This is a genomic window from Acidisoma silvae (assembly GCF_020618775.1).
Taxonomy (GTDB): domain Bacteria; phylum Pseudomonadota; class Alphaproteobacteria; order Acetobacterales; family Acetobacteraceae; genus Acidisoma; species Acidisoma silvae.
In genome coordinates, this window is the sequence record NZ_JAESVB010000020.1 from 25127 (window position 1) to 50644 (window position 25518).

General features: G+C 58.6%; 25 protein-coding genes. 9 read left to right on the plus strand and 16 right to left on the minus strand.

Annotated features, from left to right (window positions below; translation table 11 throughout):
• Positions 1–19: 19 nt before the first annotated feature.
• Both ASILVAE211_RS26560 and ASILVAE211_RS22400 read right to left on the minus strand, forming a co-directional pair.
• On the minus strand, positions 20–166 hold the full coding sequence (locus ASILVAE211_RS26560) for a hypothetical protein (RefSeq protein WP_406566089.1): 147 nt from the start codon (positions 164–166) through the stop codon (positions 20–22).
• Between the two features lie 98 nt (positions 167–264).
• Positions 265–783: an MgtC/SapB family protein gene (locus ASILVAE211_RS22400; protein ID WP_406566090.1), complete on the minus strand. Its 519-nt coding sequence runs from the start codon at positions 781–783 to the stop codon at positions 265–267.
• 163 nt (positions 784–946) lie between these two features.
• On the opposite strand from ASILVAE211_RS22400, the gene ASILVAE211_RS22405 reads away from it, so the two are divergent.
• Together ASILVAE211_RS22405 and ASILVAE211_RS22410 are read left to right on the plus strand one after the other, a co-directional pair.
• Positions 947–1354, plus strand: a complete 408-nt coding sequence (locus tag ASILVAE211_RS22405) for an NUDIX hydrolase (RefSeq protein WP_227323594.1) — start codon at positions 947–949, stop codon at positions 1352–1354.
• Complete coding sequence (locus ASILVAE211_RS22410) at positions 1354–1962, plus strand: cation diffusion facilitator family transporter (RefSeq protein ID WP_227323595.1); 609 nt, start codon at positions 1354–1356, stop codon at positions 1960–1962. The genes ASILVAE211_RS22405 and ASILVAE211_RS22410 overlap by 1 nt, the downstream gene beginning before the upstream one ends.
• Positions 1963–2156: 194 nt before the next feature.
• On the opposite strand, the gene ASILVAE211_RS22415 is transcribed toward ASILVAE211_RS22410, so the two are convergent.
• Genes ASILVAE211_RS22415 through ASILVAE211_RS22440 form a run of 6 tightly spaced genes read right to left on the minus strand, consistent with a single transcriptional unit; the run spans position 2157 to position 8376 of the window.
• Complete coding sequence (locus ASILVAE211_RS22415; protein ID WP_227323596.1) at positions 2157–3104, minus strand: acetamidase/formamidase family protein; 948 nt, start codon at positions 3102–3104, stop codon at positions 2157–2159.
• Complete coding sequence (locus tag ASILVAE211_RS22420) at positions 3104–4063, minus strand: aminotransferase class IV (RefSeq protein ID WP_227323597.1); 960 nt, start codon at positions 4061–4063, stop codon at positions 3104–3106. Before ASILVAE211_RS22420 ends, ASILVAE211_RS22415 begins: the two co-directional genes overlap by 1 nt.
• 21 nt (positions 4064–4084) lie before the next feature.
• The gene (locus tag ASILVAE211_RS22425) at positions 4085–4990 is read right to left on the minus strand and encodes an ABC transporter ATP-binding protein (protein ID WP_227323598.1); all 906 of its coding nucleotides are present in this window, start codon (positions 4988–4990) and stop codon (positions 4085–4087) included.
• Between the two features lie 19 nt (positions 4991–5009).
• Entirely contained in the window at positions 5010–6035 is a 1026-nt protein-coding gene (locus ASILVAE211_RS22430) for an ABC transporter permease (protein WP_227323599.1), read from the minus strand.
• A complete protein-coding gene (locus ASILVAE211_RS22435) occupies positions 6035–7015 on the minus strand; it encodes an ABC transporter substrate-binding protein (protein WP_227323600.1) in 981 nt (326 codons plus the stop codon). The genes ASILVAE211_RS22430 and ASILVAE211_RS22435 overlap by 1 nt, the downstream gene beginning before the upstream one ends.
• 50 nt (positions 7016–7065) lie before the next feature.
• A complete protein-coding gene (locus ASILVAE211_RS22440) occupies positions 7066–8376 on the minus strand; it encodes an NtaA/DmoA family FMN-dependent monooxygenase (RefSeq protein WP_227323601.1) in 1311 nt (436 codons plus the stop codon).
• On the opposite strand from ASILVAE211_RS22440, the gene ASILVAE211_RS22445 reads away from it, so the two are divergent.
• The 3 genes from ASILVAE211_RS22445 (at position 8359) to ASILVAE211_RS22455 (ending at position 13464) form a co-directional block, all read left to right on the plus strand.
• Complete coding sequence (locus ASILVAE211_RS22445) at positions 8359–9201, plus strand: TetR/AcrR family transcriptional regulator (RefSeq protein WP_227323602.1); 843 nt, start codon at positions 8359–8361, stop codon at positions 9199–9201. The genes ASILVAE211_RS22440 and ASILVAE211_RS22445 overlap by 18 nt on opposite strands.
• A gap of 508 nt (positions 9202–9709) precedes the next feature.
• Complete coding sequence (locus ASILVAE211_RS22450; protein ID WP_227323603.1) at positions 9710–10822, plus strand: metallophosphoesterase family protein; 1113 nt, start codon at positions 9710–9712, stop codon at positions 10820–10822.
• Positions 10819–13464 (plus strand): AAA family ATPase, encoded by a 2646-nt coding sequence (locus ASILVAE211_RS22455; protein WP_227323604.1) that lies wholly within the window; start codon positions 10819–10821, stop codon positions 13462–13464. The genes ASILVAE211_RS22450 and ASILVAE211_RS22455 overlap by 4 nt, the downstream gene beginning before the upstream one ends.
• A gap of 332 nt (positions 13465–13796) precedes the next feature.
• Here ASILVAE211_RS22455 and ASILVAE211_RS22460 read toward each other — a convergent pair whose 3' ends face one another.
• From ASILVAE211_RS22460 to rpoH, 5 genes are all read right to left on the minus strand, one after another.
• Complete coding sequence (locus ASILVAE211_RS22460; RefSeq protein WP_406566091.1) at positions 13797–13976, minus strand: ATP-binding protein; 180 nt, start codon at positions 13974–13976, stop codon at positions 13797–13799.
• 141 nt (positions 13977–14117) lie between these two features.
• On the minus strand, positions 14118–14444 hold the full coding sequence (locus tag ASILVAE211_RS22465) for an ATP-binding protein (protein ID WP_227323605.1): 327 nt from the start codon (positions 14442–14444) through the stop codon (positions 14118–14120).
• An 11-nt stretch (positions 14445–14455) separates the two neighbouring features.
• Positions 14456–14920 (minus strand): hypothetical protein, encoded by a 465-nt coding sequence (locus ASILVAE211_RS22470; RefSeq protein ID WP_227323606.1) that lies wholly within the window; start codon positions 14918–14920, stop codon positions 14456–14458.
• Positions 14921–15825: 905 nt separating this feature from the next.
• Complete coding sequence (locus ASILVAE211_RS22475) at positions 15826–16473, minus strand: PadR family transcriptional regulator (RefSeq protein WP_227323607.1); 648 nt, start codon at positions 16471–16473, stop codon at positions 15826–15828.
• A gap of 385 nt (positions 16474–16858) precedes the next feature.
• Positions 16859–17770 (minus strand): RNA polymerase sigma factor RpoH, encoded by a 912-nt coding sequence (gene rpoH / locus ASILVAE211_RS22480; protein WP_227323608.1) that lies wholly within the window; start codon positions 17768–17770, stop codon positions 16859–16861.
• Positions 17771–18251: 481 nt separating this feature from the next.
• Between rpoH and ASILVAE211_RS22485 the strand changes: the two genes are divergently transcribed.
• Both ASILVAE211_RS22485 and ASILVAE211_RS22490 read left to right on the plus strand, forming a co-directional pair.
• A complete protein-coding gene (locus ASILVAE211_RS22485; RefSeq protein ID WP_227323609.1) occupies positions 18252–18986 on the plus strand; it encodes an alpha/beta fold hydrolase in 735 nt (244 codons plus the stop codon).
• A complete protein-coding gene (locus tag ASILVAE211_RS22490) occupies positions 18979–20127 on the plus strand; it encodes a PAS domain-containing sensor histidine kinase (RefSeq protein ID WP_227323610.1) in 1149 nt (382 codons plus the stop codon). The genes ASILVAE211_RS22485 and ASILVAE211_RS22490 overlap by 8 nt, the downstream gene beginning before the upstream one ends.
• A gap of 10 nt (positions 20128–20137) precedes the next feature.
• On the opposite strand, the gene ASILVAE211_RS22495 is transcribed toward ASILVAE211_RS22490, so the two are convergent.
• From ASILVAE211_RS22495 to ASILVAE211_RS22505, 3 genes are all read right to left on the minus strand, one after another.
• Positions 20138–20518 (minus strand): response regulator, encoded by a 381-nt coding sequence (locus ASILVAE211_RS22495; protein ID WP_227323611.1) that lies wholly within the window; start codon positions 20516–20518, stop codon positions 20138–20140.
• Between the two features lie 16 nt (positions 20519–20534).
• On the minus strand, positions 20535–22151 hold the full coding sequence (locus ASILVAE211_RS22500) for a GAF domain-containing protein (RefSeq protein WP_227323612.1): 1617 nt from the start codon (positions 22149–22151) through the stop codon (positions 20535–20537).
• A gap of 472 nt (positions 22152–22623) precedes the next feature.
• Positions 22624–23211, minus strand: a complete 588-nt coding sequence (locus ASILVAE211_RS22505) for a DUF1003 domain-containing protein (protein WP_227323613.1) — start codon at positions 23209–23211, stop codon at positions 22624–22626.
• Positions 23212–23388: 177 nt separating this feature from the next.
• Between ASILVAE211_RS22505 and ASILVAE211_RS22510 the strand changes: the two genes are divergently transcribed.
• Both ASILVAE211_RS22510 and ASILVAE211_RS22515 read left to right on the plus strand, forming a co-directional pair.
• Positions 23389–23802 carry a PRC-barrel domain-containing protein gene (locus tag ASILVAE211_RS22510; protein WP_227323614.1) on the plus strand — a complete coding sequence of 138 codons (414 nt, stop codon included), beginning with the start codon at positions 23389–23391 and terminating at the stop codon, positions 23800–23802.
• Positions 23803–24549: 747 nt separating this feature from the next.
• Complete coding sequence (locus ASILVAE211_RS22515) at positions 24550–25230, plus strand: LysE family translocator (RefSeq protein ID WP_227323615.1); 681 nt, start codon at positions 24550–24552, stop codon at positions 25228–25230.
• Positions 25231–25518: the final 288 nt, after the last annotated feature.

Below are 25518 nucleotides of genomic sequence, written 5' to 3' on the forward strand. Positions count from 1 at the left end.
CCCTTCAAAGATCGCAGCGCTATTCCAGATCCTCGCCATCGCTCGTGGTGGCGACCCGGAGCACACCCTCGACCTCGGTCAATCTGGCGATGAGATGCTCGATGGGACGTTTGCCTTTCACCTGCATGGACAGGGTGACCGCTTCCCTGAAGCGTCTGCCGTCCAACCCATGTGCGTTGTCCTCGGTCTCCTCGCGTGCTTCGGCGAGACCGTCACGGTCGATCCGGACGCGGTCGATGGCGAAGCGGAGTTCGGTACAGCGGATCAGGATCTGACGGAGAATACCCCGCCCATCTGATAGGAAATCTGCAGGTCGTTGGTGATGCGGCGTGGCTTGGGCAGCCGTTCCACGAGCTTCGGGAAGACCAGCATGACGATGAAATGGGCAACCGTGGTGGCGACCGCCAGAATCGGCAGACCCGCGCCACAGGCCATGCCGAGGGCCGCCGTGACCCAGACAGAGGCTGCTGTCGTGAGCCCCCGGACCACGTCCCGCCGCATGAAGATAACCCCGGCGCCGATGAAACCGATGCCTGAGACGACCTGAGCCGCCACACGCGACGGGTCGAGGACCACGCGATAGGTCTCGAGCACATCCATGAACCCGTATTTGGAGACGAGCATAAACAAGGCTGCGGCGACCCCAACCAGCGTATAGGTCCGAAGCCCGGCCGCCTTCTGCCGGATCTCCCGCTCAAGTCCAATCAAAGCCGAGAGGACGAAGGCAAGCCCCAACTCGCCCAACTGCATCCAGCCTTGACCGGCTAGTTCACCCAAGGTCAACGCGCCTCACTCCTATCTATCGAGACGGGAAGACTTTCCTCCATCAGGACCGTAGTGTCACCTGAGCCCAGCAAATCCAGCCGAATGGCTTGCGTTTGGTGGAAAACCTCCCCATTCCAAAAAGATGGCTAAGCTGCTCCGACAATATGCGGCGCTCCCTGTGATGGGCATCGCCACCAATCTCCAGGTCCTACTCGTGACGTCGCGCGGCACGGGGCGATGGATCATCCCTAAGGGCAACCCCGAGAAAGCGATGAAGCCCTGGGAAGTGGCTGCCATGGAAGCGTTTGAAGAGGCCGGGGTCTCCGGCACCATTGGCAAGATACCCCTGGGCCACTACCGCTCCACCAAAAAACTGCCGAGCGGCAAGCTGGTCACGTCGGACATCACAGTGTTCCGGCTGGACGTCTCCGAGCATCACGCTGACTGGAAGGAAGCCACGGAGCGCAATCGGCTCTGGCTTTCTTTCTCGCAAGCGGCGGAATTTGTCGACGACCCGGGCCTGTCTCGGTTCCTTGCGGCGCTGAGCCTGATCCGTCTCGTGCAGGACGATGAGAAGGTTGGGGTATAATGCCGAACGACGACCTCCGCAGTATCCGAACAGGTCTGTATCTTGAATACACGACCCTGGCCTGGAATATCGTCGGGACGGTGGTGATTGTAATCGCAGCAATACACACCGGGTCAGCCGCCTACGCCGGTTTCGGGCTGGACAGTCTCATTGAGATCTTCGCATCAACGATCGTGGTGTGGCAGCTCAAGGGTGTGAACGCTCAAAGAGAGAGCCGAGCGCTCCGGCTGCTCAGCGTCGCCTTCGGCGCTCTGTCGCTCTACGTTTTTGCACAGTCAATCTATGTCTTCACCATCGGTCACCGGCCCGGCGTTTCTCTCGTTGGCGCGGTTTGGCTAGTTGTGACGGTCATCGTGATGCTTTTGCTCGCCTGGGGAAAATCGGTCACCGGGAAGAAGTTGGGCAATGCCGTCCTGATGACGGAAGCACATGTGACCCTGGTTGACGCCTACCTGGCTGCGGCGGTCCTGGCCGGGGCCGTCCTAGACGCTTGGCTTGGCTGGTGGTGGGCTGACCCTCTGGCTGGTCTGGTCATTGTCTACTATGGGGCAAAAGAAGCTAAAGCAGCGTGGCATCATTCGACGAACATCATCAGCACCATTGACTGATGCAATGTCCGCTTATGAGAAACATGCCCGAGGCTTTGAGTGCCCGGGTTGGGTCGCGACCAGCCCGACCGCTAACCGGCAATCAGACTGTCGGCTTTATGAGCGAAAGTCTAAATAAACGGCAGTAGGCTCGGACGGCTCATCAACACGGGCACCCTGCTCCAACCACAAATGAGAAGACGCGGAGCATTGCATTATACAGCGTTCGGCAAATGCGCCTTGGCCAGCATCATGTGAACGCCCTTATTGCCATCAACCAGTTGCGTCACCCGCAGATCGCCAGCGAGCGAGCAGAGCATATAGGCCTGGCTCGCGGTTAGCCGGGTGCGACGAGAGAGATGATCGATCATTTCTGCGACCGCCTGAGCAGCCGCATCATCGAGATCCTCATGCAGCCCGATTGCGATCAGATGCGTCTCACTTTCCGCGAAGGGCCGCGCAACCGGATAATCCTTCCGCACTGTCAGCCGGAAGGTGCCGGTAAGCCCGGTTTCCAGCGCCGTGACGCAGACCTCGCCATCCCCCTGCACGCCATGCCCGTCTCCAGCCATGAAGAGCGCGCCTTCATTGAAGACCGGCAGATACAGCATGGTGCCTGGCCGCAATTCCTTATTGTCCATATTGCCGCCGAAGGCGCGCGGCACATCGGAGATGCACCGCCCCCAGCGCGGCGGCGGCGCCACCGCGAGGATGCCGAAGAAGGGGTCAAGCGGCAGGGTGCCGCCCCAGGGCCAGGTCATCGTGCCGGCCTGCACGTCGATCGCCGGATGCACCGTCTCTGCGCTGTCGAAGACCGCGGGCAGCGTGCCCGCCAGCGGCTCGATGGAAACGAAGCCCCAATTTATCGTCGGCCGCGCCGAGAGGATCTCCACCTGCAGCGTGTCGCCGATTTCGGCTCCGCGCACGAAGACTGGGCCGGTGATAAAATGCGAACCGAAACCGCCGGGATGCGCGGCCAGCGCCGCACGGTAGAGCGGCGGAACGCGCGCGCACTCTGGCGGCAGGCGATCTTCGCGCCCGGCCGGCACGGCTTCGAGTTTTACCGTATCACCCGAGTTCACCGTGAGCACCGGCGGGATGCGCGCATCGAGATAGCCGAAGACCATGCTCTCCGGCCGCGCCGGGATGAGATGATGCGCCATCAGCCGTGCTGCGGCCGCGCCGTGTAATCCACGGTCGAGCCGTGCCAGCCTTCTCGGTGCTTCTGCCAATAGAGCGCCTTGAGCGCGAGGCTGACGGGGCCGGGCCGATCATTCGCCATGATATTTGTGCCGATCGTGGCATTGCCCACGCGGGCGCAAGGCATGATGCCGCCGGCGGTGGTGGTGGTGAAGACCTCATCTGCCGCCATCAGATCCTCCAGGCGCATCGCCGCGACTCGGCCTTCCAGGCCAAGTTCCGCGCACAGCTCCAGCGCCGAGCGGCGGGTGATGCCTTCCAGCGCGCCACGATCCGGCGTGATGACTTCGCGACCTTTGACGATGAAGACATTGAAGCCCGCGCCTTCGGTAGCATAGCCTTCCTGATCCAGCAGGATCGCCGTGTCATATCCATGATCATGGGCTTCGTGCAGCGCGCTCATGAAATCGCGCCAAAGGTAGTTCTTGAAGGTAGGATCGAGCGAGGCTGGGGAGATACGCGGCATCGAGGCGAGCCAGAGATGCGCGCCGCGCGCCTGCACCTCGGGGGTAATGACATCGATCCACGGGAGGGCATAGGCGATGAAGGTGTTGAGGCAATCGGCCGGGCGTCGGGAGCCCGCAACCTGTGGCCGACCGCGCGTGCAGACCATGGCCACGTACGAATCTCGCAAGTTGCTCAGCGCCACGCAGCCGTGGAGGATGGCGCGGATCTCCGTCCGGTCCACCGGCGGCGACAAGCGGAACCCCTGCAACGACCGCTCGAAGCGATCGAGATGATCCTCAAGCCGGAAGAAGCGGCCATCGGTGACATGCACCACATCATAAGTCGCGTCTGCGCGGGTGAAGCCCCAATCGGTGACGGGAATGCGCGCCTCCGCGATGGGCACATAGCGGCCTTCGATCCAGGCGGCACCCTTGCTGAAATCCGGCTCCGGGGCGGTGGTCGGGCAATCGGTCATCCTAAGCCTCACGCGGGTTCATCACTCAACGGTATCGAGAACATTCGCCATCAGCGGCATGGCGGGATAGGGCTCTTCCTCAGCCGCCGAGGAGGTCGGGGCGTGGATGAGAGACTCAAGCCGCGCCTTGGTTGCGCGGAAGGCCGCGGACTGCACCTGCGCAGGGCTGCGCGGCCGGGCTAGCGGCACTTCGATCATCTCCTGCACGCGGCCGGGATGCGGCGACAGCACGAGGATCCGGTCCGCGAGATAGATCGCCTCATCCAGGTCATGCGTGATGAAGATCACCGTGACATCGATCTTCTTCCAGATATCCAGGAGATAGGCCTGCATGCGCGCGCGCGTCTGCGCATCGAGGGCGGCGAAAGGCTCGTCCATCAGCAGGATGCGCGGCTGGTTGATAAGGGCGCGGGCAATCGCCACGCGCTGCTTCATGCCGCCCGAGAGCTGATGCGGATAGGCCTCCGCGAAAGCGCTGAGGCCGATGAGATCGAGCCATTCCCCGGCCTGCCGCGCAGCTTCCGAACGGCCGGTGCCGGTCATCTCCAGGCCGAACATCACATTGCGTTTCACGGTGAGCCAGGGGAAGAGCGTATAGCCCTGGAACACCATGCCGCGCTCCCGCCCCGGCCCGGTGATCGGCACGCCATCCAGCAGCGCAACGCCGCCGCTCGCCGCTTCCAGCCCAGCCAGAATGCGGATGAGCGTGGATTTCCCGCAGCCCGAGGGCCCGACGATGCAGAGAAATTCCCGCCGGTGGGTTTGGAAGCGGATGCCGTCCAGCGCCTTCACGCCGCGCCCCCGGCCGGTGAACTGCTTGTCCAGACCCTCCACGCGAAGGATCACGTCGCGCGCCTTCATCCGCTCCAGCCGCGCAACCACATCGGGCGGCGGATCAAGCGCGGAGGCGGTCTCTTGATCGGTCATGATGCAGTGTCCATTTCATTCAGAGGGCGGCGGAGCGATCCCAGGGGAAGAGCCGGCGCCCGAGACGGCCGAGCAGCAGATCCGTGCCGAGGCCGACAATGCCGATTACGGCGATGCCCGCGAAGACGGCAGCGAAATGCTGGTGGCGCGCCTGCTGGGTAATGAAGAGGGAAATGCCCGAGGTTGCGCCTACGAGTTCGGCGACGATCAGATAGGTCCAGGCCCAGCCTAGCAGCACGCGCTGATCGCGGTAGAGATCGGGCAGAATGGCCGGCACGATCACCTTCGACAGAAGGCGGCCATTGCGGCAGCCCAGGGTGAGGGCCGCCTCCACCAGACCGAACTCCACCTTGCGGGTGGTATTGGCAACGATCAGGATCTGTTGAAACAGCGTGCCGATAACGATGATGGCGATCTTGGGCCCGTCATAAATGCCGAGCACGGCAACGGCGAGCGCGCCGAAGGCCGGGGCTGGCAGATAGCGGAAGAATTCGACGATCGGCTCCACCAGATGTGAGACGGCGGTATTGGCCCCGGCGAGAATGCCGAGTGGCACGCCGATCAGCGAGGAGATGAGAAATCCCCAGAAGATCACCTGAATGCTCTTCCAGAGGCTGGCAAGCATCCAGCCGCCTTCGGCATTGCCCGCCGAGCTGGTGAAGGCCGCGATAAAGGCCGAAGCCACTGCGCCCGGCGATGGCAGATAGAGCGGATTGGCCGGCACGCCCTGCGGCGGTGCCTGCTTCGCCTGCAGGGCGGAGGTGACTTCGGAGGCGAAGGTCGCGCGATCCACCGACATGCCGACCTGGAAGTAATCAACATCACCGGGATTGGTGACGAGCATATTCGGATGCCAGATGAAGGGCACGTAGCTCACGATCGCCCATACCAGCAGTGGCAGCAGGAAGGAGCAGAGCCCCAACATGCGCCGCGTGCCGAGCGGCAGAGGGCCACGAATGCGCAGCCAGTTCGGCCGGGCCATGCGCGGCCTCGCTGCGCCGCCGCTCAAGCCCCAGCCGAAGGCGGCGCTGCGCACGCTCGGCATTACTGGCCCGCCATCAGAGCGTTATCGATATAATCTGCCGGATCCTGGGAATTCTTGTAGACCCCCGTACGCAGATTGAAGGCATTGGAATTCGCATCCGAGCCGTAGAGCGAAGTCAGCGCATCGGATTTCACATAGGCCGCCGCCGATTCCGCGCGCGAGAGGATATGCGTGCCTTTGACATAGCGTTTGTAGGTTGCCGCATCCACGCCATCGCGCGCCGCCATGATGGCGAGCGCATCATCGGCGGTTTTGGGATCGTTGATGTAGTCGACGATGCGGTACCACACCTTCATCACCTTCTCCCAATCCGCCCGCCGCTTCGCGAAGCTTTCCGGGGAGACCGCGAGACCATCGAAAATCAGCCCCGGGGCCTGGGCCGAGGTGAAGATGGGCCGCGAGCCCGGCACCTGCATCTCGGCCTGGGTTGAGGTGGGCGGCCAGACACCGATGGCGGCGACCGCACCGGAGGCCAGGATCTGCGGCGTATCGGCGGTTTTGGCGTTGACGAGGGTTACATCGGTGAGCGCCATGCCGGCCTGCTTCAGCCCATATTCGAGCAGAAGCTGTTCGGTAACGCCCACTTCCAGCGCCACCTTCTTGCCCTTCAGATCCTTGAGGCTGTGGATGCCGGGCTTGGCCAGGATCATGTCGTTCCCGCTCGAATAATCGGTGAGGAAGATGATCTTGTTCTTGGTACCGCTCGCGCCCATCACCAGGGAGTCATTGTTGCCGACGAAATCGCCGTCCAGTTTGCCAGCCGCGAAGGCGTCGAGAGAGGCCGAATAATCGAACCACTCCATATCCACATCCACGCCGGCTTCCTTGAACCAGCCTTTGTCGATGGCGATCTGCCAGCCGGTCCAGCCCGGCCAGTCACTGAAGCCGATGCGCAGCGGTTGTGCGGCCTCAGAGGGCAGCGCCTGAAGGGTGAGGCCGATCACGGCCGCGGCAGCAAGCAGGAATTGGCGCAGTTTCAAGGAAGGTCTCCGGGGCAAGGGTGAGAAAGCAGGGAGGCCAGGCGTAAGACTTAGAATTCGAGCAGATTGTCTCGCAGGCATTCATGGGTGTAGCGGGTGCGCACCAGCCCGCGCTTCTGCAAAGCAGGAACCAGGCCGTCTGCGATTTCCGCGAGAAAGCGGCGCGAAACGCGCAGCACGGGCGTAGTAATCAGAAACCCATCGCCGCCGACTTCGGCCATCACTTCGCCCATACGGTCGGCGACCTGATCCGGCGTGCCGACGAGTTCGACCGAGGAGACCATCCCGCCGCCACCATCGGAAACAAGCTGCCGCAGCGTCTTGCCGCTGCCCCATTGTTGGAACTTATCGAGCGAGCCCTGCTCGCCATTGGTTTCGAGCCTGTGCGGCAAAGGCTCGTCCAGCGGGAATTGGGAGAAGTCGATCTCGGTGATGGCAGAGAGGGAAATCAGATTCTCGAGAATGAAGTTGGGATTGGCGATCAGGCGCGCGAGCTTGTCTTTCGCCTCCTGTTCGGTTTCCCCGAGAACCGGCGTCACGGTGAAGAGGATCTTGATATCGTCCGGGTTGCGGTCGAGCTTTTCGGCGCGCGCGCGGATATCGGCGCGGAAGGCCTTCATGCTCTCCACGCCGGTGGCCACCGAAATGATGGAATCTGCGTGGCGGGCGGCGAAATCGCGCCCCCGGGGGGATGCACCGGCCTGCACGTAAAGCGGGCGGCGCTGCGGTGATGGCACCGTATTGAGAGGGCCACGCACCGAAAAAAAGCGGCCCTTATGATCGATGGTATGTACCTTCGCGGGGTCGGTGTAGAGACCGGCTTCCCGATCCAGCACTACGGCATCTTCGTCCCAACTCTCGAAGAGCTTGCCCATAACCTCCATATATTCATCGGCCATCTCATAGCGAAGTTCGCGCGGCGGCAATTTCTCAAGGCCGAAGTTTTGTGCTGCGAGATCTTCAGCGCTGGTGACGATGTTCCAGCCGAAACGCCCCTTGGTCAGGCTGTCTATCGTGGATGCGAGGCGCGCCATGAGGAAGGGCGGATAGGCAAGGGTAGACATGGTGGCGACCACGCCGAGGCGTTGCGTCACCATCCCCATGGCCACGGCCAGCGGAGCGGGATCATGCTTTGGCGCCATGATGGCGGTGCGCAACCCGGCATCGGGCGTGCCGCCATAGGTCTGCGCCACCATGAGCTTGTCTTCCATCATGATGTAATCGAAGCAGGCGCGCTCAAGCGTACGGGCCATATCCATATAGAACTGCCCATCCCAGAACTGGCCGCCCTGGGCAAAAGGCTCGCGCCATTCATCGGGCGTGAAATTCATGAACCATGCGAGATGGAATTTGTTGACCATGGGAACTCCGGCTCGGCGGGGTCTATTAGGCATCCGCTCAATATGGTTATTGAGCACATGCTCAAGACGGGAGGCAAGCCTTTGTTCCCTTCAAGTGCATTTTTTCCGTGGCTGGGCTATGGTCGCCTAACGGCGAGGCATATGCCGATAAAATGGGCTATTGTGATGAGCGTAACTGAAAAAACCCTGGCCGAAGCGCCGGGCAAGCGAAAGGCAGCACAGTTCGAGAAGGCCGCGCAGAAGCGGCTTGATCCGCAAGCCCGCGCCGAGCTAATCCTGGAACAGGCCCTGCGGCTCTTCTCCGAGCGCCACTTCAGTGTTGTGACCGTGCGCGACATCGCGCAGGCCTGCGGCATTCAGAACGGGCTGATCTACTATTACTACGAGAACAAGGAGCATCTGCTGCGCGCGGCGCTTACCCGCGCCATAGGGTTGACCAAACAAACTTATCTCGATCCGGCCAGCAGCAGCGGGCCGCCCTTGCAGCAGCTCACCGCCTGGCTGCGCGCCCAGGTGCCGCTTGCCGCCATGCTGAAGCAAATGAACAAGGTGATGGCGGACTACTCCGCCTCCATTCATCGCGACAAGATCACCGATGCGCTGATCAAAGACTTGTTCGACGGCGAGCAGACACTGCTCGAAACCTATCTCAGCCGCATCGCGGCGGCGGGAATCTCATCGCGCATCGATGTCACGAAACTTGCGCGCCATATCAGCCTGCAGATCGACGGCATTTTCTTCTCTGCCAATAGCCGCGATGATGACCGGATTGCAGACGACATCGAATCTCTCTGTGAGATGGTGGAGTCTCATCTCATGCGCTAATGGCATTGTCAGGTTGCTGAATATGCGAGCACTCAGATTAAGACCATTGCTCAGTCATTATTTCTGAGAGACCTGATTGGTTTGATTTCAGATCAATGCACCCTAAAGGTGGAATGTCAGCTTTCCGTTGCCACCGCTTAAAAGCGGCCATTCCACATTCTGACGTTTTCATCAGTCAGAATGCTAATGTCTGTTTTCGAATTCGGCTATTTACCTCGATGAAGCCGAGGTGACACCAATACCCCGCGCTCATGAAAGGAAAATACCGGCGCGAGGGCGAGGGACCCCATCCATCGTGATCGCCAGACTTCGACTGCCGAGCGTTAGGGCGACTAGGTTCGTCGCGGGGTCAAAGAGCGAGAGGCCCATCGGCTCGGTGTGGAGGATGATCATATGGTCGAAGTCGTGGCCAATCGACCTCCCCAAAGTTTGTTGCCGACGATCGGCGACCTATGCTGAGGAGGCGGGCATTGTCGATCTCGTCGGATCAGCTAGTTGATAGGTTTCCATGCGTTTCATTCACACCGCTGATTGGCAGCTCGGCAAGCCTTTCGGTCGTTTTCAGCCCGAGGTCCGCGTCGCGCTAGCGGATGCGCGTCTGGATGTCGTCGATACAATCGGCCGTCTAGCTGTGTCATCGGGCACAAAGCACGTCCTGGTCGCCGGCGACGTTTTCGACAGTGATGGCCCGGAGGACCGGGTTTTGGTCCAGGCACTGTCCCGCATGGCCCGTCACACATGCCAATGGTGGCTTTTGCCGGGGAATCATGACGCCGCCCGGACCGGCGGCCTCTGGGATCGGATCCGATCAAAGGGCGTTCACAATGTGCGGGTTCTCACCGAGCCAACTGCCATTGAAATGGAGCCCGGGGTTTGGCTCCTGCCAGCGCCTCTGCAGCTTCGCCACCAGCTCGAAGATCCGACGGTTGCTTTCGACCGGATGGAGACGCCAGGTGCGCGGCTTCGGATTGGGCTCGGCCACGGGTCGATCCGGGATTTCTCGATGCGAGGTGAAACCCGGAACCAAATTGCCGCGGACCGCGCCCGGCAGTCCAAGCTGGATTACCTGGCTCTCGGCGACTGGCATGGTGTGCTGCAAATCGACGGTCGGACTTGGTACGCTGGCACTCCGGAAGCAGACGGCTTTCAGCGGAACGATCCCGGGCAGGTTCTGCTCGTTGAGCTCGATCCCCAGAGAGAGCCAGTTGTCACGCCACATCGCACCGGCAAATTCCAGTGGCTGCAGCGTGAGTGGCGCCTTCAAGATGATGCCGATTTCCTGGCCCGATGGCAGGCGTTGCAACGCGAGGTCGATCCATCTTCGACGCTCCTTCAACTGACCCTGACGGGGATCGTCGGCTTGGCCGACCGTGTTTCCATCATCGGGCGCCTGGAAAGCGAAGCCCGACACATTTTGCGCTACCTTGATTTGCGTGCCGATGACCTGTCCGGGCAGCCGACGGACGAAGACCTGGCGGCCCTTCATGTTGAAGGCATGCTAGGGGTCGCTGCGGACAAGCTGAAAGCAAAGATTGCCGTCGGTGGTGTTCAGGCTGCCTTGGCAAAGCGCGCCTTGGAGCGCCTGTATGTTGAGGCACAGCGGGGGAGGGACGGCATATGAGCCTCAAGATCCGCCGTGTCGCCCTGACCAATTTCCGAAAGTTTCGCGAGCCCTTGGTCATCGAGGGATTGGGCGATGGCCTGAACATCCTGATCGAACCCAATGAGGCGGGTAAGTCTACCTTACTCGAAGGGTTGCGCGCGGGGTTCTTCGTAAGACACGCGACACGGAGCCAATTGGCGCAAAGTTTCATGCCCCATGGGGAGTCCGTCGCACCCGAGATCGAGGTCGGCTTCGATATCAAAAATGAATCCTGGACGCTTTCCAAGCGTTTCATGAAAGGTGCACGCCTCGAGGTTCAAGGACCTGGCTTTCGGGCGCAGGGTGATGATGCGGAAGCAAAGCTGCAGTCGCTCCTGGGGTTTGCGCGCGACACCAGTCAGAAGGGTGATCCGAATACCAGCGGCGCACTTGGGCTCCTGTGGGTTGCGCAAGCCGATGCGCTTCACGTCACCCCGCCGGGGAACTTGGTTCGTGACAGCGTGACAGCCACCCTGGAGGCGGAAGTTGGCACGATCATGGGTGGGCCGGCCTTCGATCGGGTCAGGAGCCGTGTTGACGCGGAATATGCTTCTTATTGGACGCCAACCGGCCGCCCGGCAAGCAAACTCGCGGAAGCGCAGGCCAAGGAGCAAGCACTACATGCTGCGATGAGCGAAGCGGCCGCGCGCCTCGCAGGGCTCGAGCAGAATTATACCGCATTGGAAAATGCCCAGGGCCGCATGAAGACCTTGATGCGAGAATTGGCAGATCCGTCTGACGCCGAGACGCGCAGGGCTTTGGCGTCATCGCTCGACATCGGCCGGGCAGCAGCCCAGATCCTGGCGACACGCAAAGCCGAGCAGGTCACCGCGCACACGAAGCTTCTTGGTTTGGAGGAACTCAGCACTCGCCACATTGCTGCGAATGCTGCTGTAGAGGCAGGGCGCCAGGCACTTACAGCGGCCCAGGCTGCGCGCGTAGATTCTGCTGGTGAATTGACGCTCTCCAGAACGCGCGCGGAGGAGGCGCGAGGATCGCTGGCGATCGCTCGGGCGCAGCGCCTGCAAGCGCGTGAGGCTCTTTCGCTGGGAGAGAAACACGAGGCCGGCCGGAAGCGCAGGATTGCCGCGGACGCTGCACGCATACGGGGGGCCCAATTGCTTCGACTGGAAGGCGATTATTCGGAAGCAAAGAGTCTGTCTCAGACATTGATCCCGGCCGAGATTATGACAGCACTCGAGGTGGGTGATCGCGCCATTGCCGAGGCGCGCGCTGCGATCGATGCCGGTGCGACGGAACTGGAGCTGACTGGGGCCGCCGATGGTCTGGAGATCGATGGCAAGGTATTTATGCCAGGGACCCGGCGGATAACGCAGGAAACGCAGATCACTCTTCCAGGCGGCGCCGTGCTCACGGTCCGCCCCCCGGCCGGGCCAGCCAGTGCCGCGGCTAAACTGCTTCAGGCAACAGACCGCCAAAATGCTATCCTGACCAGATTCGGTGTTGAAGACCTCGGCAGCGCCCGTGCTCGAAACGAGACCGCCCGCGAAGCAGCGGCTCAAATGCGTGTCCTGCGTGCACAGATCGACGGGGTGGCTGTCGCGGTCCCTGAGATCAACTTGGTTGCGGGGCCTGAAGCGCTGAAGCTCTTCATCGCCAATCTGCCGGAGGCGCTCGATACTGAAGATCAGGACGATGGCCCGGCGCTTGAGAGCCTGAAACGAGCGTTGGAGGACGTCGAGGCTGCGGTGGCCCGGGCTGAGGGCGTCCAGGAAAGTGCGATCGCAAGTCTCCGACAGCTTGAGGAGAGGGATGCCCTCCTGGCAGCGTCGGAAGCCGGGGGCAGCAGGGATTTGGCGAATGCGGAGGCAAACTTTAAAGAGCTGCAGTCGAGACCAGAATTAGCCGACCTCACATCGCTCCTGACGGCAGCCAGAGAGGCGCATGCTGTCGCTTCTGTTCGACTTTCCGAGGCGGAGGTCGCGGCGACAGCCCATGACCAGGGCGCAATTACGCGAAAGATAGAGGCCATAGACGCCCGTGCTCGTGCCGCCGCGGAACGCCATACGGAGCTGCTGCAGGAAATCGCCCGCCTCGGGGCGACCATTGAGACTGAGGGTGGTAAGGGGCTGGCTGATCGCGCTCAGGCCGCGAAGGAAGAGGCGGAGGCCGCGACGCTCGCCTGCCAACGGATGACCGATGAAGCCGAGACGATCAAGCTCCTACGTCAGACGCTTGAGGAGGCCCGCGCCGAAACGGCGCAAGCTTTTGTCGGACCTGTGGCAAAGCGAGCGAAGCGCTACATCGATCGAATTCTGCCAAATGCAGACCTTGCCTTTGGCGAAGACCTCGCGCTCCAGGCCATTGCTAGGTCCGGGGTTTCTGAGCAGACGGGACAATTGTCCCGCGGTACTCAGGAGCAGCTCGCTATGCTCACACGGCTCGCTTTCGCTGATATGTTGCTAGAACAAGGAAATCCGGTTTCTCTAATCTTGGACGACCCTTTGGTCTACTCGGACGACGGAAGGCTCGAAGCGATGACCGATCTTCTGCTCGAAGCATCCGAACGCATGCAGGTTATCTTGCTAACATGCCGGGACCGCGCATTCCGCCATCTTCCGGGCAAACGGGTGCTGATTTCCCATGGGAACGGAAGTTAGGAGGCAGGACAAGACGCAGCAGGTGTCATTATTCCCTAACAGAGATAATGCCTTCCTATAGAAGTCAAGCAGTTACGGAGTGCGCTTTTCCTTGGTCGGGAGAACCGGCTCTTTAACCATGATAATGACGCTGCCCCGGGGGAGCGTGTGTTGCGAAGGGAAAACACTGCTTTTTCGACTAAGAGATTTCCCCAGCTAAGGCCCCAATGCGGATTCCGATGATCACGGCCACCTATTCCAATCTGATCGCGGCCAGCATTCCGATTTGATGGCGGCCACCTGAGATTGTCTCGGCAGGTCGATTTGGTCATTTCATAATCATCTGATTCGGGTCAAGCATCGGCGCGTTTCTTTCGCAGACTTTCGCCTTTCAATTCGATGCGGTGGGTATTGTGGACGAGGCGATCAAGGATGGCGTCGGCCAAAGTCGGATCGCCGACGATTTCATACCAACGCTCGACGGGTACCTGGCTGGTGAAAGCCTTCGCAAAAAGCGCCCCCTCCGCGCACAGGAGTCTTGACCGGCCACGACCAGAGGGCGCAACGAGAACTCAAGATCTCAGAGGCTCATAAACGAGCGACATCACCCCGGAATATAGGGCGACATCAGATCGGAACGGTGGGCGACATCGCGTCGGAATGTCTGGGCGACATCATCGGAATACGCAGATCAGGCAGTGGCGATGTTCTCGGATCCAGTCGCAGGCACCCAGGCGGAGGAACATGGTCCGGTCCAGTCCGCGGGGTGTGCGGTAGTCGACATCCTCCATGGTCGCGGAATGGCGCAGCTTAGCTGTGCGGGCGCGGGCGGCAAATCGCCGCTGTTGGCGCAATGTCGCCTCCTGCTCGACGAGAAGGCCCAGCCATTCGGCGTGCTCCAAGGCACGGCTCTCTGGATCGGCCTCCAACTCGCGGAAGCCCTTGGCCATGCCATCAAGGCCGAGTTCCGTAAGGCGCTCCAATGTCGGGTGGTTCAGCACGATATGTCTCCTCAATGGAAGTAGCGGGAACCGCGGATGTTGGCGTGCAGCAGGGGCTCGCCGTCCGCGGTGGGTGGCGCGCTTGGGCGGTCGAGGCGGTGACGCAGGATTGAAGTGACTGAGTCGTAGGACAGTACGCCGACCTCGACCGCGCGCTGGCTGACAGCCTCGGCGCGATCAGCGGTCAGGCCGCGGAACAGGCGCAGAATGCCAATGCAGGTCCGGAAGCCCTGCTCAGGATGGGGCCGTCGCGCGAGGATCGCTAAAATGAGCGCCTTGGTCTGCGGCCCGATATCGCGCGCCTGGCGAATGAACCGTTCCGGACTCCATTCAGCGTAGCGTCGATGCGCACTGGGCATGTGGTCAGGGTCGGTGCCGTGACGTGGGCCGCCATAGCGCCGCGTATGAGCCGCCACCCGTCGGCCGTGGTGGAACACCTCGATGGTGCGCGCGGTGGCGCGGGCGATGGTGGACATTATGAAAATCGGCGGCGTCACCGGTTGGATTTCAGCTATGGGACAAGCGGAGGCAGCGTCGCTTCGCTGTCAAATCACACATTTATTGAACCAAGCGCCCACCTTATGGCTGCTTCACCTACTGCCTCATGGTTTGAGTATCTCGATATTGCGGGGGCAATCTTGACCGAACGTCTCGCGCCTGTGAACGGAGAAATTTCGCCTAGGGGCCCAGGGCTAGGCATCGAGTGGGACGAAGCAGCCGTGTCAAAGTTCCGTTTCTCGTAAAGGCGGCTCTGATGAGGATCAGTTAGGGGGCTGAAGTTTGCAAAGCTCTATTTTGATTTTCGCCGAGATCTAGGCTCTTCCGTGTAAAGCGTGCAGGTTACGAGCCCGGATTTTTAACTTTCTCAGATGCTGCAACAGGATTTCTGTTCCAAAGGGCCGCCTTAAGTGCTTCGCTCTGAAGCACCCACGATTAGCCCCGAAAGCTTATACAGAACAATATGTTAGCTTCGATTCGATGGGATTTCTTGCACGCTTTATGCGGAAGAGCCCAGCTTTCAATGAAAATCAACAATCTAAGATGAAATGGCCACGATGGGTCGCTATCTGCCTCCTGCGCTACCACGGCTGTTGAGAATCGATCATCTTGGCCTGCGAATGTGAAAGACCGATATCCCTCAACATGTGATGGCCCATCGTACAAAACTCGGCTGACCGGCGCTGAGGCCGAAGACACCAGCATATCAACCGCATAACTTTTCCTAGAGCCGGTATGTTTGGCGGGCCGCTTGGTGGACAGTTATGTTGGGCGGACACAGCTATGGCTGGCGTCGTTGAGGCAGTTCCGCCCACGGTGCGCAGTATTGGTACTGACCGGGAAGGGAAAGGGATAATGTTGTCTCTATAAGTGAGATGCTGGCTCATTGATCGTCCTGCTTGTCTTTTCCATCAGATTGGATCCGGCTGATGGCGAGACTGGCCATTTCCAGAATATCAACGATTGCCTGAGTTTGATCCTCTGTCAGCCGTCCGCCAACCTGGTCCATGGTCTCTTGAAGGCGGCTGATTGCCAGTATAACTTTCGGAGCCCGAGACCCGGTCTGGGCTGCGCGTGCGCGGTCCATTTGTGCAATAGCTGCGTCGCGCGAAACCTTGTGAAGGTCCAAGTAAGCTTCGCCATCGCGGGTAATCTTATAAAGTTTGCGGCTACCGCCCTCGGAAAGGGTTATCTGACCCAGCTCGTCTAGCATCGACAAAGTTGGATACATCACTCCAGGGCTTGGTGAATACGAGCCGCCGGTTCTTTCCTCAATTTCCTTGATGATCTCGTAGCCATGCCGAGGTTGCTCCGACAACAGATTCAAGACTACGAGGCGCAATTCGCCATAATCGAACAATCTATTAGATTGGCTGTTCCCGCGGCCACGCCTACCGCGACTTTCAGGACAATCATTATCGGCACCATCCCGACCGCGCCCGGCATGGCCTTCTTGGTCATCATTGGCATCCTCACGATGTGGACCGTGGCGGCCACGTCCGCCGCCCCTTCCGCCGTACCGACCGCTCATTCTCTGACTGCTCTCTAACTGAACGCCAATTATCGATATATCTAAAATATCGATATATCTAGTTTAGATGATTGGCAAGCCTTGGGAATTGGCTTAATTTTGCCACACGCGCCGTCAGGGACAGTCTGGACGGTGAGCCCACCTCATCAGGCCCGCACGTCTGCTTTCCGCAGCAAGTAACTTCCCGTTGTACATCTTGTTTGGGTCGAGTGCTGCCAGGGAGCTTGTGAGCAAGTGGAGAGGATGGCGGACTGGCGGCTTTGGGGCGCTACAGCGGATAAGCGGACCATGAACCGCATTCACTCAAATGGCAGCCCCGGCAAATAATAAAGGGGATGGCACCCACCAGGCGCCATCCCCTTTGCATCATAAGCTGCTCGAAATTTTACGCAGCGATACGGTGTTGTTCGAAATTCTTTTTGACCACATTGCGTCGGTCCGCAATCTCAGCCTTCATCGCCTTTTGCAGCTTCTCAAATGCGCGCACTTCGATCTGGCGAACCCGCTCGCGAGAGATACGGTAGCGTTGAGAAAGATCTTCAAGAGTTGTCGCTTCATCCTTCAGGCGGCGTTCGATCAGGATATGCCGTTCCCGGTCGTTCAGGCATTTCATCGCATTGGCCAGCAGCGCTTTACGATCGGACAGCTCCTCGTGCTCGCCAAGGACCTCCTCCTGACTGTCACGGTCATCGATGAGAGAATCCTGCCATTCGCCGTCGCCGTCCGCACTCATTGGCGCGTTCAAGCTGTTATCGGAACCCGCCAAACGCCGGTTCATGTTTACGACGTCTTGCTCGGGAACATCGAGAACACGGGAAATTTCCGACACATGCTCAGGGCGAAGGTCGCCGCCTTCGATAGCCTGCATCTGCCCCTTTAGGCGGCGGAGATTGAAGAACAGCTTTTTCTGAGCGGCAGTGGTGCCCATCTTTACAAGCGACCAGTTGTGCAGGATGTGTTCCTGAATGGCGGCGCGGATCCACCACATCGCGTAGGTCGACAGGCGAAAGCCCCGGTCTGGATCAAACCGCTTAACGGCTTGCATCATCCCGACATTGCCTTCGCTGATAAGTTCTCCAATCGGCATGCCATAGCCGCGATAGCCCATTGCAAGCTTCACGACGAGGCGGAGATGCGACGTCACGAGCTTATGGGCGGCTTCGTGGTCGGCGTTGTCACGCCAGGCCATCGAGAATTTCAGCTCATCTTCGGCGCTGAGCATGGGAAATTTGCGGATTTTTTGGAGATAACGGGTGAGGTTTTCTTCCGGCGCAAATTTCATCATCGCGAGGGCCATCGGAAAACTCCTGATTACCGCAGATGGTCCGGAAAATCCTGGCCACCAAATGAAAACCGTTGCCTCGCTTATGGTCTCGCGACAATAATTCGTCACCTCACGAAAGAGAGACGGCGAGCGATTAGAAATAACCATTTGGTGATAACTTCTAAACGGAAGATAATTTTGCCTCTCTTGGCGCCGTCGCTCGCCCTAAGTCTCTTTTGTATCAGCGAATAAAGGCTCGCTCACGCGCTATATTTGAAATTTTCGGACGTAACATTTACGTTCCGCCGACCAATTGGGGCTATATCCCTCGCGGCCCTCCGACCCGGGGTTAGCTCATATGCCTGCCATGCCCTCTTAGGCAGGGCAGGCGCTTGGAATGTTGGTAGGTCGGCCTAGCTTTCCGCGTTAGACTAGATAACGCTATGTGACTGGAGCTTCAGTGTCAGTCTATCGACGGAACAATGTGCAGGTCCGGGGGAGCGGTGCGCGGACTATGGTCTTCGGCCACGGGTTCGGCTGTGACCAGCATATGTGGCGCTATGTTGCCCCGGCCTTTGAAGAAGAATTTCGGACGGTGCTCTTCGACCAGGTCGGAACAGGCGGTTCGGATATCGCGTCTTATGATTCAGTGAAATACGCCGACCTCTCCGGCTACGCTGACGATTTAGTCGAGATTTGCCAGGAGTTGCAGCTTCACGAAGCTATCTTCGTCGGGCATTCGGTCGGTGCCATGATAGGCGTATTGGCCTCTGTGAAAGCACCGGACCTGTTCCAGAAGCTCGTTCTGATTGGACCCTCGCCGCGCTACATCGACGACGGTGACTATGCCGGTGGCTTCTCATCGGACCAGATAGATGAATTGCTCGAATTCCTGGGCAATAATCATATGGGTTGGGCAGAAACGATCGCGCCCGCCATCATGGGCAACGCAGACCGCCCCGAACTTGGTGAAGAGCTGAAGGATAGCTTCTGCCGATTGGATCCGGTCATTGCGCGGGACTTCGCACGGGTCACGTTCACTTCAGACAACCGGACTGACCTTCAGAAGGTCGCTGCGCCAACCCTGATACTTCAATGCAGCGATGACTTTGTCGCCTCGGAGGCGGTCGGCGCTTACGTGCACCAGCAGATTCCAACGAGTACGCTGGTCCAGTTGCGGGCAACAGGACATTGCCCAAACCTGAGTGCCCCGGCTGAAGTGATTGAGGCGATCCGCGCCTATGTCTGACGCCGCCTCTCAGGACAGCACACAAAAAGAGTTTGAAGATCTCTTTGAGAATGCTCCCTGCGGGTACCTCACCATGCTACCGAACGGGCGAATTCTACGGGCGAATGCCCAGCTTGCGGCATGGATGGGCTATTCGGCCGAACAGATCACAAGCAGACGTCTCCATGACCTACTGACGGTCGGCACCAGGCTTTTCTACGAGACAAATTTTGCGCCTCAACTCAGCCTCGGCGACACCTGTGAAGAGATGTCGCTCGATCTGAAGACCGCCTCCGGCGAAATCATGGCGGTATCGGCGAGTGCAAGGGTCAGGAAGACGAGTGACGGGCAGGCTGCCGTCATCCGCATCGCTTTATTCAAGTCTGCCGAACGTCGGCGCTACGAGCGGCAATTAGTGGATGCCCGCGCCAAAATCCTGGAACAAGCGCGTGCCACCCAGGGATTGCTTGCCAACGAGCGGGAGACGGCAGAATTGCGCGAGCAGTTTATTGCCGTACTTGGTCACGACCTGCGCAACCCGTTAGCCGCGGTATCCGGTGGCATCCGGCTTCTCCGTCGAGACATGTCCGCAGAACGTCGCGACAAGCTCTACGGCCTGTTGGAGAGCAGCATCGCCCGTATGGCTAGTCTCATCGACAACGTGCTGGATTTCGCAAGAGGCCGACTGGGGGCAGGCATTCCACTAGACCTGAAAACTGACGTAATGCTCGGTTCGCTCTTGGATCAGGTGGTTGCCGAACTGCGATTGAATTACCTCGACCGAAAAATTGAATCCCAATTCGACCTGCCCGGTCCTATTCGGTGCGATCCAACCCGCATGAGCCAGTTGGTCTCCAACTTGCTGGGTAACGCACTGACGCATGGCGCGGAGACAGAGGCTGTCCGGATCCATGCTAACGTCAGCGATGAGATCTTAGTGATTTGGATTGCCAACGGCGGAGAACCGATACCAGCCGCCGCAATCGAACGCCTGTTTCATCCCTTCTTCCGGGGCGAAGTAAGGTCCAGTCAGCAAGGCCTAGGTCTTGGGCTGCACATAGCGTCCGAAATTGCCAAGGCGCACGGTGGCACGCTTGAGGTTGCCTCTACCAAGGAAGAAACGCGGTTTACGTTCCGTATGCCAATTGCGGCAGAGAACTGAAAGGTCCTGTTCAGGCGTCTAGTGGCCGAGCTGACAGCTTTTTAAAGGCCGAGATGACCTCGTTTTCTTTAATTGGCTTGGGGAAAAACATGCCACCATGCGGCATAGCAATCTCTGGAGGTTTGTAGTGGCCCGAGGTCAGAACGATAGCGATCTGCGGCCATCTTTCTTTGATTTCGGCGGCCAATGTAATGCCGTCAGCCCCAGGCGGCATGTCGATATCTGAAAAAACGATGCGGATGTCAGAGCGCTCTTCGAGAATGCTGAGTGCCTCATCGGCGCCACCGGCCTCCAGGCATTCAAACCCGGCGCCCTCCACCATATCAGCGGCTGTGAGCCTGAGTAGCGGATCGTCCTCGACGACGAGTATGGTGTATTTGGATGACGCCAACTAAATCTCCATCGCCCTAAGGAAGCTGCACCTGGGCAACGGGTGCTCGGAAAAAAGCATGTAAACCTGAGGGCAAATATCGGATATCCGCTCCGCCAGACCCCGTCAAACCTAAACGAATAAGTTTTGACCCAAAGCCTTTTTGCACAGGTTTATCGACAAGTGGCCCTCCACCCTCCCTCCATTCAAGGACTAACTCCTCAACACCATCTCGTGTCTCCAAGTCCCACGCAAGAGAAACCCGACCGTTGCTGTTTGAGAACGCCCCATATTTGAAGGCGTTTGTCGTCAGCTCGTGTAGAATAAGGGAGACGGATACGGTCGCACGAGAGCCGATTTCAAATTCCGGACCTGATATGTCCAAGCGGGACGTATCAATCAAAGTTCCGATTACGGAGTGGACAACCTCACTCAGATTTGCAGTGGTCCACATCTGCTTGAGAAGGACGTCGTGGGCCGTCGAGAGCGTATGCAAACGCTGATAGAACGCCTCGACCGGCGCCTGGTCGGGAACGCTCTTGAGGGTTTGGATCGCGATGGCCTGGATCATGGCGAAGGTGTTTTTAAGTCGGTGGCTGAGTTCATGGTTCAGAACGTCTTGAGCCGCCATTGCCTGAAGACGCCCCAATCCCGCCTCCAGCCGATCCGCAACACTTTGGAGCATGCCGATGTCATCCGCCGACCACTGGCGCGTTTTGTTGTCGTGAATGATAAGCACAGCGACCACCCGACCACGCTCTTTCACCGGAACGTAAACCATCGACAATACGTCCAGGCCTAGCAAAACCGTCGGGTTGAAGTCTGTTCGGTAGTCAATCCTCACGTCCTTGATAACGACCGTATCGCCCCGCCTGAGCTCATCCCAGAGAGTTTTGTAATTGTTCAGCCGATAATGCCCGGCGATGGTGCCCACGCCGTCGGCCGTCCAATCTGGTTCGACGGTCACGTGATGACCGCCTTCATCCAACCGGCCGAATCCGGCACGCGTGACATTCAGGGTCTGCCCAATGATCCTTGAAGCAGTGATGGTCATATCGGTGGAGGCCGTTGCGTCGCGCAGATGATCGCCCAGACGAAGCAAGGCACCACGAATAGCTTCTGCCTGCCGCTGACGCAGAACCAGCTTATCCCGCTCGGCCAAAGCGCGGCGAAGCTCCATCTGACTGGTTACCTGTCGTGCCAGGTTCCGGAGCGCTTTAGCTTGATTGTGAGTCAGCCCCTGGGGACGAACCTTGCCATCGATGACGCAAAGGCTCCCCAAGACCTCGCCGGACGAGGATTTGAAGGGAGCCCCGGCGTAGAAGCGGATATGGGGAGCCTTTGTCACCAAGGGGTTTTTGTGGGTTCGCTCGTCTTGCGTGAGGTCTGGGATGACGAGAAGGTCGTCCTCCACCAGCGCATGGGCACAAACTGAGCTGTCCAGATCCGTTTCGCATGGCTCGAAGCCGATCCGAGCCTTGAACCATTGGCGGTCGGCAGCGACGAGGCTCACCAAGGCAACCGGCGTCTCGCAGATCTGAGCCGCAAGTTCGACGATATCGTCAAAACCTTCCTCGGCTGGCGTATCCAAGATCTCGTAACGAGCGAGTTCGGCAAGCCTGCTTTCATCGAATGTGTAGATAGGAGGTTGCAATGCTCACTCAGCCTAGATGCCAATGATCGATCTGAATGGCATGATTCTCGAGAAAGGTGGACGAGTACCTTTGGTCGATATCTTCTTCCACTAGAATACTAGAGCTGCTGAGTAAGCCGCCAGTCGCGTATCGCGGCCGACATCTGTTCATCGTTTCTCCCCTTGGCATGTCAAACGGCATTGGATCGGGACCCCGGATAGGCGTCCAAAAGGGACTCTTTGAGCGGGTTGTCCCGATAACCCATAGGAGGGACCCGCGCGCGGCGCGGAGTGCCGCTGTGCCAGGAGCGACGACGAACGAAAGCTTGGGCACTTCAACGGGACGCTCAACCGCCCCGACAAATGGAACATCGGGCGGAGGTATGTCGACGGGAACAGGTGTAAAGGCTGGCGGACAAGCCAAACAGGATAAAGTCACCACCAATCCCTGAATGCTCTGTGGGGTTGGAGGTTCTTCTCCAATCCCACATTTTCATATTCGCTCAATGCCAGTTTGAGAATAGTTTTCCGGAATGTCGTCTTTCGGAACACTTGTTTGTTCTGGGGTCTTTTTTCCGAGCATGCTCAGCATAGTTTGAGGGTCGGCCGATACGGCCATCGCATTAGCATCATCATCAATACGATTGGGAAGGTGGGGATGGTCGACCCGCATTTCTTCCAGGAGCGCGATTATCTTTGCAGACTTTTGCTCTCCTAAAATGGCAAGTTGCAGGGTGAGTTGGTCGCGGTGTGCTGTTAGTTTATCGTCCCGGCGCTGAGTAATGAGGATGAGAATTGTCACGTACAGGGCAAGAAGGGTTAGAAGGCCCTGCAGATAATCAAATGGTGGAGCATCCCACTGTGTTCTGCCAAATGGGCGCGCAAAAATATTGACGCCAAGCCAAGCAGAGATGGCTACAGTCAAAATTCCGATTGAAGACGGTCTTCCGATCCATTTGGTTAACCGTTCCACAAGCCGCTCAGGCAATGCAGCCTGCCTATCATGATCAGCATGAAGCTTTGCAATGGTGGTGATGGTTTCCTCAATATGGGAAGGAAGCTCAGCTTTAGATTTCGCCATTGTGCCTCCGGTTACATAGTTCGATTCTGGACCCCTTTCTTATTTGGAAGGGTATAATCTTCCGCCGGTTTAATTAGTACAATGAGCGGCAATGTGAACTCTTAGCCACTCGCGCCAACCTATATTTGAACAAGCCAGCAATAAGTCTGGCGCAAAAGACAACAATAGGAGGACAAAATGGCCACGCTCGACACTGAGTCCACTAGTGGACGTCTTATTGCCGCAAGCAAGGTCAACGGCACCACGGTTTATGACAACACCGGCGTGAAAATTGGCAGCGTTTATGACCTAATGCTGGATAAAGTTTCCGGCAAACCCGACTACGCCGTTTTAAGCTTCGGCGGCATCTTTGGACTGGGAGCTCGTTACCATCCGCTTCCATGGGGGCAATTGCATTACGACACGCGCCTGGGCGGCTACGTTCTTAATAATGGTCGCGAGCAGCTTGAGGGGGCACCGAGTTACGCAGTTGACGAGCTGTCAATGTGGGATGAGACCCGCAGCAACGATATCGACAGCTATTATGGTGAGCCAGCGTATGGGCCTGGTGAGGTTGGTGGCGCAGGGCTTCGGTCGCGGAATGCAATTTGATTAGCGAAATGGCAAGGTTCCAAGTTGGGTCTCACCCCGCCCACACTTGGAGCCTTGCTACAAGCGCGCTGGTCTTGCCTGACAGCCCGGAACCTAGTCGGTGGCGGCGGCCAAACTTAGCATTGCGCACCTAAGATGTGCGACAGCGATAGCTATTTGCCATTGTGCAAGAATTTGTTCCAAGTCGCCACCAGCGTAGTGGACGAGTTCGTCCGCACTAATGCCGCTCCTTCGCGCGTAAAAAAGCATTTCATGACGTCGACCTTCATGTCCTGCGGCTCACTCAACCACGTGCATTCCAAGTTGTCCTCGGCCCACACCGCAATCCACTTTCCGAAGTCAATTTCCAAAGCGCCCCCAACCACTGGTTGGTTTTGTGCAGAAATGCACATACCTAAGCATTGGCCGATGCTTCCCGGTGTCTAGGGCAGCCACAAGCCACATACGCGCGAGCAGGAGCATGCAAACGGTTCTTGTGCAATCGCGGTTCCGTGATGGCCAAAATGCAAATGGTTTCGACGCGCCTCGTCCTGAAGACTGCCGCTTGACTCTCGCGGTCGATAAGAACAAATAGCGAACATAAGTTCACCCTGTTTTCGAGATGTCGAAATGGGGCCGAGGAACGCGTTTAAGGGCCGCGGTTAGAATCAGCGAGCCAACCGGCTGACCGAAGGTCACTCGCCTTCAGATAAAATTGGAGACCAATGGGCAACACCCACGAGGCTTGCTTGGAGGAATCCTTGACGAGTGCGGACACTGTCTGTCTTTACCGATGAGGTCTTTCTCAGCGGAGTGAACCCATTGGTCCATTTTCAGACGCTATTGACCTACGCTGCGGTCGTTCTGGGCTTGTTTCTTATCCCTGGACCGGCCGTTCTTCTCGTTCTAGGGCGCGCCTCCACAGGAGGGAGGCGCATCGGGATCGCGACCGGCCTCGGCATTGCAAGCGGCGATCTTTTGCACACCCTGTTCGCGACCGTCGGCCTCTCTGCCATTCTGATGACGTCGGCTTTGGCGTTCAGCATCGTCAAATATGCCGGGGTCGCGTATCTCGTCTATCTTGGTATCTGGGCAATCATCGAGAAAGGCAGTGACCTGCAGATCGGCACACCACGCCTAGCCGCCGCAGGCCCCGCTTATCGCCAAGCCGTCCTCGCCGAGCTACTCAATCCCAAGACTGCTTTGTTTTTCCTGGCTTTCTTGCCCCAGTTCGTTGATCCGGCGCATGGCTTTGTCACGCTGCAATTGGCCACACTCGGTCTCGTGTTTGCCATCATGAGCGCGGGCTACACTGCCCTGATTGCCTGTGTCGCTGGGCAATTCAGCCGATGGCTCGCGCGGCATCGCCGGATTGGGCGCTGGCAAGGTAAGGTTATTGGCTCGATCTATCTGATGCTTGGGGTCCGCCTGGCACTCCAGACCCGGTAGGATGTTGATTTTCGCCGAAATCTAACCCGGGTCAGATCTCGGCTCTTCCGTGTAAAGCGTGCAGGTTACGAGCCCGGATTTTTAACTTTCTCAGATGCTGCAACAGGATTTCTGTTCCAAAGGGCCGCCTTAAGTGCTTCGCTCTGAAGCACCCACGATTAGCCCCGAAAGCTTATACAGAACAATATGTTAGCTTCGATTCGATGGGATTTCTTGCACGCTTTATGCGGAAGAGCCCAGATCTCAGCGGAAATCAACAGCTAAGGTTTTGACGGTGCGGAATGTCCG